Raw genomic sequence first — 16,655 nt, forward strand, 5'->3', positions numbered from 1 at the left:
TCAGCCCGCCAGGTAGGCGTCGTCGAGGTTGAGGTAGGCGAACTTGTTGAGGGTGACGCCGTGCAGCTTCTTCGCGGCGACCTGGACGGAGCCGCGGATGACGAGGTCGATGATGAACGCCTCGTCGAGGAGGGTGTCGGTGATCTGCTGCCGCAGGGAGTTGGCGCGGGCGCCGGTCTCGGGGGTGGTCCAGGCCTCGCGGACGACCTTGGTGTAGGCGGCGGAGCGGAACTTCGAGGTGTTCTTGGCCTCGTTGAAGGGGTAGGCGCTGACGGCCAGGGTGGAGGGCTGGACCTGCGAGAAGCTGTGGCCCATGGTCCACAGGCCGGGCATCTTCTGGGAGATGAGGTTCTTCTGGGCGGTGGCCGGGTCGGTGGGCTGGAGGGTGACCTGGACGCCGATCTGCTTGAGGTCGTACTGGATCGCCTCGGCCACCGCGGTGTCGCCGGGCAGGTTGATGTGGAGGAGCGGCAGGTCGAGCCGGGAGTGGCCGGCGGACCTGAGGAGTTCGCGGGCCTTGCCGGGGTCGTACGTGTAGTGGGTGCGGCCGGTCTCGGTGAAGGCGGGCGAGGACTTGGGCCAGGGGGTGGCGGAGGCGAGTCCGTAGCCGCCGAGGACCTGCCTGAGGATGCGCTCGCGGTCGATGCCCCAGGCGAGGGCCTGCCGGACGGTCTTGTCGTCCAGGGGGGCGACGGTGGTGTTGACGCCCAGGTAGTAGGCGCCGCCGCCGGTGGTGTACTCGCTGATGGTGAGGTCGGGCCGGCCGGCGACGACCGCGAGGTTCTTGCCGGGGACGCTGTAGGACAGCTGGGACTGGCCGGTGCGGAGGGAGGAGAGCAGGGCGTCGGCCTGGGGCACCACGCGGAACTCGACGGCGTCCAGGTAGGGCCGACCGGGCTGCCAGTACGTCGCGTTGCGGGTGAAGGAGAGGCCTGCGCCGGGGCTCCACTTCGTGAGCTCGAACGGGCCCGTGCCGATGAGCTTCTTGCCGGTGACGGCGTCCTCGACGCTGTTCCGGTCGGTGAGGATCATGAACTCGAAGAGGTCGAACAGGTTGTTCACCGGGTGGGCGAGCTTGAGGACCAGCTCGTGGTCGCCGCGCTTCTCGAATCCGACGACGGCAGCCGCGGTGGCCCTCAACTGGGCTGCGCGGAGCGGGTTCTGAAGGTTCTTCACCGCGAAGATCACGTCGTCGGCGGTGAAGGGCCGCCCGTCGTGGTAGGTGACGCCGGTACGGAGCTTGAGGGTGATGCTGCGGCCGTCCTTCGCGTACTCCCAGGAGGTGGCGAGTTCGGGCTGCGGCGTCAGCCGGTCGTCGTAGCGGGTGAGGGTGTTGTAGATCAGCCGGTGCTGGAGCGACTGGCCGCTCTGGGCGAAGAGCAGGCTCGGCGTGAAGTCCGAGTTGACGGCGACGGTGAGGGTGCCGCCGCGGCGGGGCTCCGTGGCCGCCTTGCCGGCGGGTGCCTCGGTCTCGGAGACCGCCGAACGGCAGCCCGCGAGGCCGAGCCCGAGCAGCAGGGTGCCGCCGCCCGCGGCGCGCAGGGTGGTGCGCCGGGAGAGGGCGGTGGGCGTGGAGGGGTACAGCTCGGTCATCGATGCCTGCCTGTGAAAGAGGGTGTGAGGCCGCAGGGTGCACGGATTCGTTCCGCTGCGGAAGGAAGGGGGCGCGGAGGGAGGCCCGTACCGCCGACGGGGTGTGCGGAGGTACGCGGAGAGGTACGGCGCGAGCTACGCGGGTACGCCGGAAGCACGCGGAGGCGCGGAGGCCCTTGGAGACACGGACGTCCTTGGAGACGCGGAGGCCCTCGGAGACGCGGAGCCCCTCGGAGGAAGGTGCGTTCGCACGAAGGGATCAGCGCGGGGACGGCGGGTGACCCGCGTGCGGCGCTGCCGGGGCGAGGCCGGTGCGGCGACCGGCGCCGGGATCAGGCGCGGACGGCACAGACCGCGCTGGCCTGTCGACAGAGGTCGACGTGCCTGCGGGAGATGAGGCGCATGTCCGGATTCACGGGAGCAATATGACAGCGGCTTCGCGGAGCGGTCAACCGGCGTTGACCGCATTCTGAGACGAGATCAGCTATCGGCCGGTACGGCGAGCAGCTCGGCGGCCGTCTCAAGAGGCCTTCTGAACAGGGAGTTCAAGAGAACCGTACCGGCCGCGACGGGCAGCGTGGCCGGTCCGGCATGTGGACTGACGATGCGTTCGGGGTCGTCGCAGACGTGCGAGAGGTCGATCGCGGCCCCGCGGATCTCCTCCAGGTAGTCCGGTTCGAGGACGCTGGACTGTTCGGTCACGACGACCAGATCGGGGTTGAGGACGTCGAGGAGGAGCGCGACGGCACGTCCGACCGCGCGGGCCCGTTCGCGCAGCAGCCGGTCGGCGCGGCGGTCCCCGGCCGCGGCCGCGTCCACCACGAGGGAGGTGTCGGGCTCGGGCACGATGCCCCGGCGCACGGCGGTGGCCCCGAGGGCCGTGTTCGAGGCGGTGGCCTCCAGGCAGCCGGAGCGTCCGCACGGGCAGGGCGCCGTGGAGTCGGGCACGGGCAGGTGGGCCACGTCCCCGGCCGCCGCGCCGGGTCCCTGGTGCACGACGCCCGCGAGGCCGACGGCCGCGTCGACGACGTTGCCCACGAAAAGGTGGACCAGGCTGCGGCGGGCGGCGGGCCGCCCGAAGAGGATCTCCGACTGGGCGATGGAGCGGGCGTGGTTGTCCAGGCGCACGGCGCGTCCGCCGAGTCCGCGGGCGAGTTCGGCGGCGAGCGGGCGGCGGCGCCAGCCCAGGGCGTCGTGCCGGACGACCACCCCCGCGGCGGGGTCCACCCAGCCGCCGACCGCCGCGCCGACCCCGAGGAGGGGGCGCCCCCGCGTGTGGGCGTCGAGGAAGGCGCGCAGTGCGCGGGCGACGACGCCGGGCAGGTCGTCGGGCGCGATGCCGTCGTGGGGGTGGGCGTGGCGCGCGAGCACCTGCCCCCGCAGGTCGACGAGGGCGAACGTCGAGCCGGGGACGCCCAGATGGACGCCGCCGGCGACGGGTCCGCCGGAGGCTCCGACGTGCAGGTCGACGGGGATCTGGGGCCGTCCCACTCCCCCGCCCCCGGCGAGTTCGGGCAGCTCGCGCAGCAGGCCGAGCCGGGTGAGGTCGGTGGCCTGGCGCGAGACGGCGGCGGGGCTGAGCCCGGAGAGCCGGGCGACGGCGCTGCGGGCGACCGGACCGTGGTCGAGGACGGTCCTCAGCACGGTGGCGGCGTTGGCCTCGCGCCGTCCGTCGCCCGCCATGCGGGAAGCGTGCGGGGTGGTCGTCGTCATGGGTGCCTCTCTGGTCACTGTTGCGGCGGTGTGAAATCCCCGGGCCGCCACGGGCCGGCCCGCCGACCGCCCCTCCGGCGTCGGCCGGGCCCTCCCGGCGACGGGGTGTCGCCGCTGGTCAGCGACGGTTCCGCGGGGTGTGCCGAGTCGGTCCTGCGGGGCCGGGCAGGCGCCGATTCAACCACCACGGCCGGTGGTTCGGGGCGTGGGCGGTCGCTTGACGCGCGGCGACGGCCGCTGCGAGTCTCCGGGACATGTTCGCGACCTCCTCCTGTCCCGCCGTCCGCGGCGCCTGACCCTCGCGACCCCGGCGCGTGTCCGGTCCGCCGGACCCGCCGCCTCCCGCGTGCGCCGCTTCCTCGCGTACGCCCCACTCCGTACGCCCCCTCTCCCGTAGCCCCGTCGTCCCGTACGCCGGGTCAGTGCGGCCGCCGCCCGCTCCGAGGTCCGGCTCGTACCACCGCGCGGACCACCCGTCACCGCTTTACTTCCGCTCCGAGATTAATTGCTCCGGGACTTCCCGGACCTCCGAAAGGATCCGTCATGTCGACCGCGACCACCCCCGTCACCGTCCAGAAGGTCGGCGGCCGCCTCGGCGCCGTCATCTCCGGCGTCCGCCTCGGCGGCGACCTCCCCGCGGAGACCGTCGCCGAGATCCGGGCCGCCCTCCTGGCGCACAAGGTCGTCTTCTTCCGGGGCCAGGAGCACCTGGACGAGGAGACCCACGAGGCCTTCGGCCGGCTCCTCGGGACGCCCGTGGCCCACCCCACCGTGCCCTCGGCGGACGGCCGTTACTCGTTCCCGATCGACTCCGACTACGGCGGCCGGGCCAACCAGTGGCACAGTGACGTGACCTTCGTGCCGGCCTACCCCGCCTTCTCCGTCCTGCGCGCGGTCGTCATCCCGCCGTACGGCGGCAACACCCTGTGGGCCAACACTGCGACGGCGTACGAGAAGCTGCCCGAGCCGCTGCGCGCCCTGGCCGACGGCCTGCGGGCGGTGCACTCCAACGACTACGACTACGCGGCCCTGCGCCCCGGGGCGCTGCCGGAGCAGCTGCTGCGCTTCCGTGAGGTCTTCGCCTCGACGAAGTTCCTCACCGAGCACCCGGTCGTGCGGGTCCACCCGGAGACCGGCGAGCGGACCCTGCTCCTGGGGAACTTCGTCCAGCGGATCAGCGGCCTCACGGGCACCGACTCCCGCGCCCTGCTGGACCTCTTCCAGGGCCACATCGAGCGCCCGGAGAACACCGTGCGCTGGCAGTGGCAGGTCGGCGACGTCGCCATCTGGGACAACCGGGCCACCCAGCACTACGGCGTCGACGACTCCGACGACCACGAGCGCAAGCTGCGCCGGGTGACCATCGACGGCGACGTCCCGGTCGGCGTGGACGGCCGCTCCTCGGTGCTGCTCGCGCCGGAGTCGGTGCCGGACCCGGCGTTCGGCATCGCGTCCGGCGACTCGGCGGCACCGGAGCCCGCGACGGTGTGACCCGCGTCCGCCCCGGGTGGTCGTGGTGCGCCCGCGCCCGGGGCGGTGGGCGGTGAGCGGGGCCGTCAGGAGGTCGGCGGCAGCGCGTAGTTCCCGAAGCCCGTCCAGTCGAGGGCCACGCAGGCCTCGTCGCCGACGACCCAGGCGTCGTGGCCCGGCTTGACCTCCATGTAGTCGCCCTCGCCGAACTCGACGGTCTCACCGTCGTCCATGACCACCTTCATACGGCCGCTGATCACGTATCCGACGTGCGAGGCCTGACAGCTGTCGGTGCCGGCGATGGGCTTGACGTGCTGGGACCACCGCCAGCCCGGCTCGAAGACGGCGCGGCCGACCGGTCCGCCGTCGCCGATGAGCAGGTCCAGCCTGCCCTTGTCGCCCTCGAAGGGACGCGTCTCGTCAGCCGCGTCGAAGCTCTTCCGTACGATGCCGGCCATCTTGCACTCCCGGGTGAAAAGGCCCGTTTCCCCGAGTCCTCTTCCAGGCTACGCCGGGGCACCACCGGCCACGTACCGCGGGGCGCCGCGCACATCGATACGAAGAGCGGTTCACCTTTGCATTGAGTTTTTGGTCGAAGGGAAATCGACCTTGTGGGATCCCTGCACATCAAAGGTCTCATTTCTGTGCGCATCCCTTACCGGGCAGACCTACACATAAAGGCCAGATAAGAGCACAATGAAGCAGCGGCGTGATTGCCGCAGTGCGGCCAGACATGCATGACGCCAGAAGGAGGCGAGTCACATGGCCGACGTCTCTCACCGCCACGGTGATATCGCGGGACACCCGGACGCGCCGGAAATGCGGGACCGATATGCCCGTATGCTCCAGACCAGAGGTGTCGCGGCCGTCGAGGAGCTCGTGATCCTCGCCGGTGTGTGGGCCGCGATCTCCGCGTGGACGGTCCACTTCGCGGCCGCCCGGCCGGAACTCGCCATCACCAACCTGATCGTCGGCATCTCCCTCGCCGTACTGGGCTTGTGCATGTCGATGATCCCCGAGAGGTCGCAGGACCTGAACTTCGTCGTCCTGCTCCTGGGCGCATGGCTGATCGTCGCGCCGTGGGTGGTCACCCGGAACCCCGACACGGGCATGATCCTCAGCAATGTGATCACCGGCGCGTGTGTCTGCCTGTTCTCCCTCACAGCCGGCGGACTGCTCATGACCAAGAGAAGGACGTGACGTTCTGATCCCCCCGGACCTTCGTTGATCCTCTCCCGGAACGGCGGCACCTCCCCTCACCGGAGGCGCCGCCGTTCACGCGTACCGCACGGGAACGGCAATCGCCCGACCGCTTGCGTGGGGGAGCACCTGCATAGAGCCGCTACGGAGCGTTTGGCCGCGCCGCCTTGTGCGCGATGGCGCACGACCCGCTCCCACCGCCCCGCCTAGCCTCGCCGCAACAGCACGAACGAGGGGCGGAACCACCGGTGAACTGGCACATCCACGACTACCGCGAGAGCGATCTCGCCGCCGTCGTCCATCTGATCGACACCACCGCCGAGCTCGGGCAGGAGTCCGTCTTCTCCCTCGCCGAGTGCATCGGCGCCCTCACCACCCGCCAGCCGGCCGTGGTCGCCGTGCACCAGGGCGCCCCCATCGGGGCGGCCCTCGCCTGTGTCTCCGGCGAGCGGGCCTGGGTCATGCGGATCGCGATCTCCTCGGCGTGGCGGGGCCGCGGCCTCGCCAGCGCCCTGCTCGTGGAGCTGGAGCGGCGGCTCGTCGCGGCACGCGTCGGACGCATCGCGTACGTCCTGCCCGAGGAGGAGCTCCTCGGCGAGGGCCTGCTGAACGCCGGGTACACCCGGCAGCCGGCCGTCGCGTACTTCGAGAAGGTGGAGCCGCTCCACGGCCCCGCCGCCGGGCTCCTCGACGACCTCGGCGGCCGGCTGCTCCCGGGTGACCTGTGGGCGAAGGTCGCGGGCATGGAGCGGGAGAAGGACCTGATCGAGCGCCGGGTGGTGCTGCCCCTGGCCGAACCGGAGCGCGCCACCCGGCACGGGGTGCGGCCCCCGCGCGCGGTGTGCCTGTTCGGCCCGCCCGGCACCGGCAAGACCACGTTCGCGCGGGGCATCGCCTCCCGGCTCGGCTGGCCGTTCGTGGAGATCCTGCCCTCGCGTCTCGCCGACGAGGGCAACCTCGCCGCCGCCCTGCGGTCCGCGTTCGCCCGGATCGCCGAGCTGGAGCGGGTGCTCGTCTTCATCGACGAGGTCGAGGAGATCGCCCCGGTCCGCTCTGAGCCCGCCCAGCCCGGCGGCATGCACGGGGTGACGAACGAACTCCTCAAGCTCATACCCGGATTCCGGGAGCGGGACGAGCGGCTGCTCGTCTGCGCCACCAACTCGATCCGCTCCCTCGACCCGGCGTTCCTCCGCCCCGGCCGCTTCGACTACCTGATCCCGATCGGTACGCCGGACAAGGCGGCGCGGGCGGCGATCTGGTCCCGCTACACCGACGGGCGGCCGGACGTCGACATCGACGAACTGGTGCTCGCGAGCGAGCTGTTCACCCCCGCCGACATCGAGCACGCGGCCCGGATCGCCGCTCAGGCCTCCTTCGAGCGGGACCTGCTCGCGGTCGGCGGCCGCGGCGGCGACGACCCGGCGCCCGGCGCGAGTACGACGGACTATCTGCAGGCCATCGCCGAGTGCCGGCCGACGGTCACGCCGGACATGATCGAGCAGTTCGCCTCGGACATCACGACACACGCCCGGACCTGAGGGCGAACCGCTCCCCGGCCGCGTCCAGTTCGGCCCGGTCGGGGGGCTGGGCTCCGGCCCGGGAGACGGTGACGGCGGCCGCCGCGCCCGCCGTCCGCAGCAGCCCCGCGAGGTGGTCGGCGCCGAGGCCGGGGAGGGCCTCCCGCCCCCGCCCGGCGAGGGCGTCGAGGACGGCGGACATGAAGGAGTCGCCCGCACCGACCGTGTCGACGACGGTCACCGGCGGCGCCTCCGCGAAGACCCTCTCCCGCCCGGTGAGGGCGAGCGAGCCGGCCGCGCCCCGCGTGACCAGGACGACGGCCGGGCCGAGCGCCAGCCAGCGGGCGGCGACCGCCTCCGGCTCCTCACCGGGGTACAGCCAGGCCAGGTCCTCGTCACTCGCCTTCACCAGGTCGCTCAGCGCGACACAACGCTCGACCCGGGCGACGGCCTCGCCGCGCTCCCCCATCAGCGCGGGCCGTACGTTGGGGTCGTAGCTGACCGTGGCACGGTCGCGGAGCCGCTCGACCTCGGCGAGGACGGCGGCCGCGCCGGGATCGGTCACGGCCGCGATCGAGCCGATGTGCACGTGGACGGGCCGCTCCTCCCGCGGGAGCTCGCCGGTCTCCAGGGTCCAGGCGATGTCGAAGGTGTACGTGGCGTGCCCGTGCGCGTCGAGCCCCACGACCGCCGACGGGGTACGGACGGGTGCCCCGCCGACCTCCACCCGTACGCCCGCGCCCTTCAGGTGGTCCGCGATCAGCCGTCCGGTGGGGTCGTCGGCGAGCTGGGTGAGCAGGGTGACGTCCCGTTCCAGGCGGGCGAGGCCGTACGCGACGTTGGCGGGGCTGCCGCCCGGGTGGATCCGCTCGGTGCCGTCGGCGCCGCGCACGATGTCGGCGACGCACTCGCCGATCACCAGGAAGGACATGGGCAGGGCTCCTTGGCGTGGGGGTCCGGGAGAGGTGCGGGCCGGGGGCGTCGGGCCGTCATCGGGACAGGCGGTAGAGGACCTGGTGGGCGTCCCACTCCACGAAGGACTCGGCGTGCTCCAGCCCGACGGCCTCCAGGAGCCTGCGGGACCGGTGGTTCGCCTCCTGGGTGACCGCGACGACGCTCGGGGCGCTCTCGAGCGCCCGCGCCACGGCCGCGGCGACCGCCTCGCGGGCGTAGCCGTGCCCCCAGTGCTCGGGCAGGAACTGGTACGAGACCTCCGTCTCGCCGCCCCGGCCGCCGTCCTCCACCGTGACGAGCCCGAGCAGGACGCCGTCCTCGGCCCGGACCACCGCGTGGAAACCGGGCGCCCCGACGATCCGCCGCTGCCGGATCCGGACGACCGAGTCGATCACGGGACCGCCCAGGTGGCGCCGTACCTCCGGATCGGTCCACAGCCTCGTCACGGCCGGCACGTCGGCGCTCCGGACGGGCCGCAGCACCAGCCGCCCGGTGACGAGCGGCCCCGCGGGGGGCGCGGGCTCCGGGGCGGGAACGAGGTGCGGCGAGACGGTCACACCTCCGATCATCTCAGGCCCGCGCCGAAACCGGGCCGGGGACCGTGTGGGAGCGGTCCAGGACGAGGACCGGAATGATCGCTCCCGCGCACGGGCCCGTGATCGACGGGCGGTCAGTCGGCGACGACCCCGGTGTCCCGGCAGGCGAGCGTGGAAGCCAAGGCCTCTCTGATCGGCTCCCAGTCCGGGGCCGTCGGTGCGGGGGACTCCTTCGCCGTGGCGATGTCCTTGTAGCCGCTGGAGGTGACCACGCACACCACCGGGCCGTCCGTTTCGCGCGGCCCCCGGGCGCGGAGGCCGGCGAGACCCGCCGCGGCAGAGGTCTCGCACCAGATCCCCTGGGACGCCAACTCGGCTCGCGCCGCCGCCATCTGATGGTCAGTCACCGTCCGGGCGTCTCCGTCGGTCGTGCGGACGGCGAGGACGCCGCGGTAGCTGTTGATCTCGCAGTCGATGGCGTAGGCCGCGGTCGGCCCGACGGGGACGCGGGCGACGGGCCGGCCGGTGCGCAGGGCCTCGGTGAGGGCCCCGGCCGCGGCGGGCTCCGTCGCGTACACACGAGGCACGGAGCCGGTGACTCCCAGGCGCGCGAGCTCCTGGAAGCCCTTGGCCACACCGAAGAGCAACTCGCCGTAGCCCGTGGGGAGATGCACCTCCGCCGGCGCGCACCCGAGGTCGAGGGCGATCTCGTACGCGATGGTCTTGTAGCCCTCGGGACCGAAGGGGTGCCCGGTGTGGGCGGTGTCCGTGACACTGCTGACGCTCTGGAAGCCGAGCTCGTCCACGATGCGGCGCATCAGCGGGCGCACCGACGCGAGCGGGACGGTGAGGACGGTCGCCCCGTACGCGCGGAGGTGGGAGGCGACGGCGGGTGGCGCGTACGGGGAGGTGAAGACGGCGCACGGCAGTCCGGCACGGGCCGCGTAGGCGGCGGCCGCGGCTCCGTGGTTGCCGGACGAGGAGACGACGATGCCGCGCGCGCCCGAGGCGACGGCGGCACTGACGGCGACCCGGTTGAGCCGGTCCTTGTGGCTCCATGTCGGGTTGCGGGACTCGTCCTTGACCCAGACGCCGTCGGGGAGTCGGACCAGGGGCGTGTTGCCCTCGCCGAGACCGGGCGCGGCCAGGGGCGGGAGCAGCGGAGCCCACCGCTCCAGGCCGTGGGCGGCCGGGCGGGCGAACAGGTCCGCGGGGACCCGGTCGTAGGCGTAGTCGATGTCGAGGGGGTACGCCACGTCCTCGGTGGACGTGACGGGGCAGCCACGGGTGAGCGGCGGCCACAGCGGGTGGCGTACGGACGGATCGGCCAGCGAGCGCTGGGCCGTGGCGAGCGAGGTCACGGATCGGTCCCTTCGAGTGCGGGGGCTCGGAGCCGGTGGTCCGGGCGGTCCTTCGAGTGCGGGGGGGCTCGGAGCCGGTGGTCCGGGCGGTCCTGCGGGCGCGGGCGGGGCGCCGCCGCCCGCCCCCGTCCGGGCCGCTCAGCGCATGCGACGGGTGAGCGCGGCGAGCGCGCCGGGCCGGCGGCCGGGGACGCGTCGCCGGAGGTCGACCAGGGTCGGGCCGAGCGCGCGGGCGCGGGCCGGATCCTCGATGTGCTCCCACTGGTGGTGGGCCCGGTCGACGGCTCCTTCGACGTCGGGGTCGTCCGCGCGCTGGAGCATGCCGAGCCGGGCCTCCGCGGCGGCGAGCCAGAGTTCGCAGCTGCGGGCCGGCTCTCCGGCGAGGCGGGCGAGGTCGGCCCGCACCTCCGTCCAGTGCACGGCCTCCACCGACCGGGGCCCGTGCCGGCGCAGGGCGTCGTGCTCCCAGGCCGCTGCCACCGCCGCCGCCTCGCCGTGCCGCCCGGCCATGGCGGCGGCGAGGATCGCGGGATGGGGGTCCACGGGGGCCGCCGGCCCGGCAGCACCGGCGGGCCCGGGCGCCGGAGGGGTCGCGGGTACGTACGCCGGGGGGATCGCGGGCACGGGGGCCGGACGGGGCACGGAGGCAGGACGGGGCACGGCGACGGCCGCCGCGGCGGGCCCCGGAGCGGACGCGCGGGAGGACCGGGGCGGGGACGCCGGGGCGGTACGGGGCGGGGGCGCGGGCGCCGCGGCGTGCGTCCGCGCCGGTGGGGGTGCGGGCGTGGGGGTGAGGAAGACCGGTTCCGGCGCGGGTGCCACCGTCACCGCGCGCGCGGCGGCCTCCGCGTGCGCCGCCGCCGGGGTCAACCGGGCGCCGGAGCGCCAGAGTTCGGCCCAGGCGCGCAGGTAATCGGGGGTCGTGGGCTCGCCCCTGCGCGGGGCGGGGACCACGCGCGCGTGGAACAGGGGGCCGGGTCCCAGGTGCAGCAGCCCCGGTGCGGCGGCGAGGCGCTGCCAGACCTCCGGATCGGCCGCGAGGTCCGCGACGACGGTCGTGGTGCCGGGTGGCCGCACGCCGAGTTCGCCGGCGAGCCAGTGCCAGGGCAGCGCCGTGTAGCGGAGCGTCGCCGGGGTGGTGCGGGCGAGCGCGAGGTGCGGCAGCTGCTGACGGCGGTCGAGGTGGAGCTGGCCCGCCAGGCACACGACCAGGGGGCCGGGGCTCGCGGCCGCCGCGCGGAGGCGGGTGAGGACGGTCTGCGGGTCCAGTGGATCGGCGAGTTCGACGACCGTGGCGGCCGTCGTGCCGGTGAGCACCCCGGGCGGCACGGCGGCGAGCGCCGGAAGGACGGAGGCGGCGTCCATCACACGGCCCCGTCCGGCGGGCGCGGCGGCGAGCAGCACCGCCGTGCCGACGGCGCCCGCGGCGGCCGAACTCGCGCCCGCGCCTTCAGCGTCCACGCTCGAACCCGCAGCACCCGAAGCACTCGGTGAACGACCCTCCGGCATCACCGCACCCACTCCCGTACGCATGTCCGACTCCCCCGCGACCGGCCCGCCCGTGACCGTCGCACCCGCGCCCACCGTGCCGTTTCCGTCGTCGTTCACCACCCCAGCACCGTAACGCGTCGCGCCCTGTCCGATAATCGCCGGGCCTTTGACATATGCCAGAAGCACCACCGGATCGAGTGTTGCCAAATCCCTTACGGGCTCTGCCGGGCTGTGCAACAGTCGTCTTCGGGCCGCCTTCCACACCGGCCGCGCCGCGCCTGCATCGGAGTACGACATGCCGTCCCATCTGTTCGCGGACCGCCCCGCCCAGCCGCCGGAGCCGGGTGCGGTGGACGCCCTGATCACGCAGACCCGCCGCCTGCGCGGTGAGGTGGACGCCGTCCGCAGGGACTCCGCGGCGGACGAGGACGATCCCCAGCAGCGCTGGCAGCGCGCCCTGTGCGACCTCGCGGTGCACCAACTCGACGACCTGGGAGCCCACTTGGGCCAGCTCCGGGCGGGCGTCCCGGCGAGCGCGGCCCCCGAGGACCAGACCGGGGCCGAGGAGATCGACGTCGTCGTCGACACCTCCCTCGCGACCGCCCCCGGCACGGCGTACGGCGTGGCCGCCCCACCCCGGACCGGCTCGCTGCTCTCCCGGGTCGGCAGCGCCGAGTGGAACCTGCTCACCGACGAGGTCAGCTGGTCCGAGGAGCTGTTCCAGATCTTCGGACGCCCCCGTGAGAGCGGCCCGATGTCCCTCGACGAGATGCCCACGATGGTCTTCGCCGAGGACCAGCCGGTCCTGCAGTCGATGGTGACGGACTGCCTGATCGACGGGAAGCCGATCGACGGCGAGTTCCGGATCGTACGGACGGACGGCCGGGTGCGCACGGTACACATGACCGGCGAGCCCGTCCTCGACACCGACGGCTGCACGGCCTCGATGTGGGCCGTGCTCCGGGACGTCAGCGAACTGCGGCGCAGCGAGCGGGCGGTCCGCGAGAGCCGGGACAGCCTGGAGCGCAGCCGCCACATCGAGCTCACCGAGCGCCGGGTCGCCGTCGAACTGCAGGAGGCGGTCCTCCCGCCGTGGCGCGGCTCGCTCCGCTTCGCCCACGGCGGCCCCGCCCCGCTCGACGTGGCCGCGCACTACCTCCCGGCCGCCAGCACCGGACTGATCGGAGGCGACTGGTACGACGCCCTCGCGCTGCCCGACGGCGACGCGCTGCTGACCGTCGGCGACCTGACGGGCCACGGGGTCGCCGCCACCTCCTCCATGGCCATGCTCCTCGGGGCGCTGCGCGGCATGGCCGTCGCCGGCATCCGGCCCGCCGCGCTGATGAGCCACCTCAACCAGCTCCTGGAGACCTCCGTCCAGCCGGCGCTCGGCAGCGCGATGTGCTGCAGGTACGACCCGGTGGCCCAGACCCTGGCGTGGGCGCAGGCCGGCCACCCCGCCCCGCTGCTCTTCCGCGACGGGACGGGGCACGCGCTCCGGCGCCCCGAGGGAGTGCTGCTCGGGGCGACGACCGGCGCCGTGTACGGCGAGGCCGAGACCCGGCTGCTCCCGGGTGACCTGCTGGTCCTGCACACCGACGGGCTGACCCGTGGTGGTGGCACCGACGACGACACGGGCGCGCGACGGCTGCTCGCCCTGGGCCCCCGGCTCGCGGAGGCACGGGACGCACAGGACGGCATGCGCGCCGTGGTGGAGGAGTTCGGCGAGGAGCCGCGCGAGGACGACGCCTGCGTGATGGTGGTCCGGGTCACGCGCTGACACCGGCCCGCGGCATCCGGCACCGGTGGCACCCGTGGCACCTGACCGGGTCACCCGCTGAAGGCACCCATGGTTCCCCTGGTTCCCCGCTGAAGGACTCCGCCACACGATCTGCCTGGGTCTCCCCGTCTCCGCAGGACGGGGAGGCTCAGGCCTGTCCGGTCCTGGGACGGTTGACGGGGGACCTGGGGAGCGCCAGCTCGATCTCCTCGCGCAGGTTCTCGATCCTCGAGTAGCCCGCGTACTGCCCGGTGAGCCGGTACATCTCCCGCAGCCGGTCCCAGGTCCGGTGGGACGAGGTGTCCCCCATGGACATCAGGGCGAGCCGGGCGTACCGGTCGGCCTGCTCCGGGTCGTCGGCGATGAAGCAGGCCGAGGCGAGCGAGATGTGGTCGAACAGCTTCGAGCGGTCGTGGCCGCCGCGCCGCAGTTCCAGGGCCAGTTTGGCGTGGCGCTGTGCGGGGATCGCGGCCGCCGGGTCGTGCTCGGCGAGGGTGCGGTAGGCGAGGGCCTGCATGCCGTGCATGTCGGCCTCGTCGAAGTTCTGCATCCAGCTCGGCTTCTCGTCCTGCCGGTCGGACACGAACAGTTCCTCGGCCTCGCCGAGCGTGCGCCGCATGGCCTGCCCCCGGCCCATCGAGGCCTGTGCCCAGGCCTCGATGGTGTGGAACATGGCCTGGGTGCGGGGCAGTACCCGCTCGCCCGAGCCCGCCTTGGCGAGCTTCATGAGGTCGAGGGCGTCGTCGGGGCGGCCCAGATGCACCATCTGGCGGGCGGCCCGGGACAGGGCCTCGCCGGCCCGGGGCCGGTCGCCGCCCTCGCGCGCCGCGTGGGCGGCGATGACGAAGTACTTCTGCGCCGTCGGTTCGAGACCGACGTCGTGGGACATCCAGCCCGCGAGGACCGCCAGGTTGGCGGCGACGCCCCACAGGCGCCGCTGGAGGTGGTCGGCGTGGCGGTAGGCGAGCATGCCGCCCACCTCGTTGAGCTGGCCCACGACCGCCTTGCGCTGGAGACCGCCGCCCCGGGAGGCGTCCCAGGCACGGAACACCTCCACGGAGTGCTCCAGGGCCTCGATCTCCTCCGACCCGATGGGGGCGGCCTCGTAGCGGTCGAACCCAGCGGGGTCGGCGTGGAGGGGATCGGTGGCCCGCGGGGCGGCGCCCTTGCGTGCGGGGTCGGTCTGGAGCCAGTCGTGCATGGCGTTGCTGAGTACGGAGCCGGCGGCAAGCGCAGCACCCGCGCCCACCAGGCCGCGTCGGTTGAGCATGAGGTCCATTCCCGTGAATTCGGTGAGGACCGCCGCCGTACGATCGGGTGCCCAGGGCAGCCCGTCAGGGTTCTCCGTCTTCCTGACGTCCTGCTTCTTTCCGGCGCGCCCGTGTCGTACGAACCCGAGGTCCTCGATGGTCACGACACGGCCGAGTCGCTCGGTGAACAGTGCTGCCAGCACCCGGGGGACGGGATCGCGCGGGGTCTCGCCCCGGTCGATCCACCTCCGCACCCGCGAGGTGTCGGTCGCCAGCTGGGGGTGGCCCATGGCCGCCGCCTGCCGGTTGACCAGTCTCGCGAGTTCGCCCTTGGACCAGCCGGCCAGGCCGAACAGGTCTGCCAGGCGGGTGTTGGTTTGCTCGGTCACGTCTAAGCCCCCAGGTTCTCGGCTGAGTTGACAGTAACCCCCTGTCATAGGCCTGGCGACAATTCGCCAGGCTTCGCCAGGGTGCGCGAGATGTTCCGCCACCCGCGCCCGGGTGTCAGGTAGGAACGCGCCACCCCGCCCCGCCGACCGGCCCTCATTCCCCAGGGTGCGGACCGGGGGCGGGCGGGGCGACGCACGCAACTCGTCGGCCACGAAGGGATCTGTCCTCCATGTACACAGCATCGTCCTCCGTGTCCGCCCCGCCCCGGCCGCAGCACCGGATCATCCCCGCCGGCGCCGGACCGTACCTCGCCCCCGCCCCCCAGGCCGTCAGGCCGAGGCGCTGGGCGGGCGGCACCGGCACCCAGCCCGTCAGCGGGAGAATCGACCTGTCCGGCCCCCAGGGGGCGCAGCTGAAGACGGCGATCGCGTCGGTCCACCGAATCTGCCCGGAGTTCAACCCCGTGCAGGTGCTGCGGCGCAGCGGCCGTTCCGTACTGATCGTCGGGACGACCGGGCGGACCACGGCGGTCGCGAAGTGTTTACTGGACCACTCCCCGGCGTGGGTCGAGCGGTTCAGGCACGAGATAGCGTCCTACCGCTCCTTCGTCCGTCACCGTCCTCCGGTGCGCGCGCCGCGGCTGATCGCCGCGGACCCGGAGAACTGCACGCTGGTGATCGAGCGGATGCCCGGGCGGGCGGCGGCGCTGTCGCGCCACCCCGTCGAGGCTCCGCCCCGGGCCGACGTGCGGGCCGCGCTCGGTGCGATCGCCCGGCTCAACGCCTGGCGGCCGCCGTCCGGGACCTTCGACGCCCCGCTGGACTACGGCGCCCGGATCGCTCGCTACCACGAGCTCGGCCTCTTCACGGACCGGGACCGGGACGACCTGCAGAAGCTGCTGCACGGTCTGGCGCATGCGGGCGGCCGCCAGGGCATGGGCCAGTTCTGCCACGGTGACGCCCTGCTCTCCAACATCCTGCTCTCCCCGGCGGGACCGGTCCTCGTCGACTGGGAGCACGCGGGCTGGTACCTGCCCGGCTACGACCTGGCGACGCTGTGGGCGGTGCTCGGTGACGCGCCGCTGGCCCGGCGCCAGATCAGTCAGCTCGCCCAGCAGGCGGGCCCGGCCTCCCGGGACGCCTTCCTGGTGAACCTGATGATCGTGCTGACGCGGGAGATCCGTACCTACGAGACGGCGGTGCAGCGCACCATGAAGGAGGCTCCGCCGGCCGGTTCCGTGCCGGTGCCCTCGGGGGCGCTCGCGCCCGGCGAGGAACAGCGGCTGCTGCTGAGGCGGCTGCACGACGACTGCGCCATGGCACGGCGGGCCGTGCGCGCGGCGGTCGGGACGCGCTGAAGGGGCGGGTCCGGCCGACCACACGGGGGCGGTGCGCCGTGAG

General features: G+C 73.7%; 14 protein-coding genes. 5 read left to right on the top strand and 9 right to left on the bottom strand.

Features of this window, described 5'->3' with window-relative positions; genetic code table 11:
- From ACN9MM_RS04275 to ACN9MM_RS04285, 3 genes are all read right to left on the bottom strand, one after another.
- On the bottom strand, positions 1 to 1,593 hold the full coding sequence (locus tag ACN9MM_RS04275) for an ABC transporter substrate-binding protein (RefSeq protein WP_426362358.1): 1,593 nt from the start codon (positions 1,591 to 1,593) through the stop codon (positions 1 to 3).
- A 332-nt stretch (positions 1,594 to 1,925) separates the two neighbouring features.
- Positions 1,926 to 1,997: a putative leader peptide gene (locus ACN9MM_RS04280; RefSeq protein WP_313896399.1), complete on the bottom strand. Its 72-nt coding sequence runs from the start codon at positions 1,995 to 1,997 to the stop codon at positions 1,926 to 1,928.
- A gap of 76 nt (positions 1,998 to 2,073) precedes the next feature.
- Positions 2,074 to 3,306 carry an ROK family protein gene (locus ACN9MM_RS04285; protein ID WP_426362359.1) on the bottom strand — a complete coding sequence of 411 codons (1,233 nt, stop codon included), beginning with the start codon at positions 3,304 to 3,306 and terminating at the stop codon, positions 2,074 to 2,076.
- Between the two features lie 543 nt (positions 3,307 to 3,849).
- On the opposite strand from ACN9MM_RS04285, the gene ACN9MM_RS04290 reads away from it, so the two are divergent.
- Positions 3,850 to 4,797: a TauD/TfdA dioxygenase family protein gene (locus tag ACN9MM_RS04290; RefSeq protein ID WP_426362360.1), complete on the top strand. Its 948-nt coding sequence runs from the start codon at positions 3,850 to 3,852 to the stop codon at positions 4,795 to 4,797.
- A 65-nt stretch (positions 4,798 to 4,862) separates the two neighbouring features.
- On the opposite strand, the gene ACN9MM_RS04295 is transcribed toward ACN9MM_RS04290, so the two are convergent.
- Positions 4,863 to 5,234, bottom strand: coding sequence for a cupin domain-containing protein (locus tag ACN9MM_RS04295; RefSeq protein ID WP_426362361.1), 372 nt, complete (start codon positions 5,232 to 5,234; stop codon positions 4,863 to 4,865).
- A 382-nt stretch (positions 5,235 to 5,616) separates the two neighbouring features.
- On the opposite strand from ACN9MM_RS04295, the gene ACN9MM_RS04300 reads away from it, so the two are divergent.
- Together ACN9MM_RS04300 and ACN9MM_RS04305 are read left to right on the top strand one after the other, a co-directional pair.
- On the top strand, positions 5,617 to 5,976 hold the full coding sequence (locus tag ACN9MM_RS04300; RefSeq protein ID WP_382858794.1) for an SPW repeat protein: 360 nt from the start codon (positions 5,617 to 5,619) through the stop codon (positions 5,974 to 5,976).
- A 248-nt stretch (positions 5,977 to 6,224) separates the two neighbouring features.
- The gene (locus tag ACN9MM_RS04305) at positions 6,225 to 7,514 is read left to right on the top strand and encodes an ATP-binding protein (protein ID WP_426362362.1); all 1,290 of its coding nucleotides are present in this window, start codon (positions 6,225 to 6,227) and stop codon (positions 7,512 to 7,514) included.
- Here the strand turns inward: ACN9MM_RS04305 and ACN9MM_RS04310 are convergent.
- The 4 genes from ACN9MM_RS04310 to ACN9MM_RS04325 form a co-directional block, all read right to left on the bottom strand.
- Positions 7,492 to 8,424: a carbohydrate kinase family protein gene (locus ACN9MM_RS04310; protein WP_426362363.1), complete on the bottom strand. Its 933-nt coding sequence runs from the start codon at positions 8,422 to 8,424 to the stop codon at positions 7,492 to 7,494. The genes ACN9MM_RS04305 and ACN9MM_RS04310 overlap by 23 nt on opposite strands.
- Before the next feature lie 58 nt (positions 8,425 to 8,482).
- Positions 8,483 to 9,004, bottom strand: a complete 522-nt coding sequence (locus tag ACN9MM_RS04315) for a GNAT family N-acetyltransferase (protein WP_426362364.1) — start codon at positions 9,002 to 9,004, stop codon at positions 8,483 to 8,485.
- 113 nt (positions 9,005 to 9,117) lie between these two features.
- Positions 9,118 to 10,344 (bottom strand): threonine synthase, encoded by a 1,227-nt coding sequence (locus tag ACN9MM_RS04320; RefSeq protein WP_426362365.1) that lies wholly within the window; start codon positions 10,342 to 10,344, stop codon positions 9,118 to 9,120.
- A gap of 138 nt (positions 10,345 to 10,482) precedes the next feature.
- Complete coding sequence (locus ACN9MM_RS04325) at positions 10,483 to 11,853, bottom strand: hypothetical protein (RefSeq protein ID WP_426368670.1); 1,371 nt, start codon at positions 11,851 to 11,853, stop codon at positions 10,483 to 10,485.
- Between the two features lie 277 nt (positions 11,854 to 12,130).
- On the opposite strand from ACN9MM_RS04325, the gene ACN9MM_RS04330 reads away from it, so the two are divergent.
- On the top strand, positions 12,131 to 13,615 hold the full coding sequence (locus tag ACN9MM_RS04330; RefSeq protein WP_426362366.1) for a PP2C family protein-serine/threonine phosphatase: 1,485 nt from the start codon (positions 12,131 to 12,133) through the stop codon (positions 13,613 to 13,615).
- 148 nt (positions 13,616 to 13,763) lie between these two features.
- Here ACN9MM_RS04330 and ACN9MM_RS04335 read toward each other — a convergent pair whose 3' ends face one another.
- The gene (locus ACN9MM_RS04335; RefSeq protein ID WP_426362367.1) at positions 13,764 to 15,254 is read right to left on the bottom strand and encodes a hypothetical protein; all 1,491 of its coding nucleotides are present in this window, start codon (positions 15,252 to 15,254) and stop codon (positions 13,764 to 13,766) included.
- Between the two features lie 230 nt (positions 15,255 to 15,484).
- On the opposite strand from ACN9MM_RS04335, the gene ACN9MM_RS04340 reads away from it, so the two are divergent.
- Positions 15,485 to 16,612 (top strand): aminoglycoside phosphotransferase family protein, encoded by a 1,128-nt coding sequence (locus ACN9MM_RS04340; RefSeq protein WP_426362368.1) that lies wholly within the window; start codon positions 15,485 to 15,487, stop codon positions 16,610 to 16,612.
- The last annotated feature ends 43 nt before the right edge of the window (positions 16,613 to 16,655 follow it).

Source organism: Streptomyces sp. E-08 (assembly GCF_049913095.1).
In the GTDB taxonomy this organism is placed as follows: domain Bacteria; phylum Actinomycetota; class Actinomycetes; order Streptomycetales; family Streptomycetaceae; genus Streptomyces.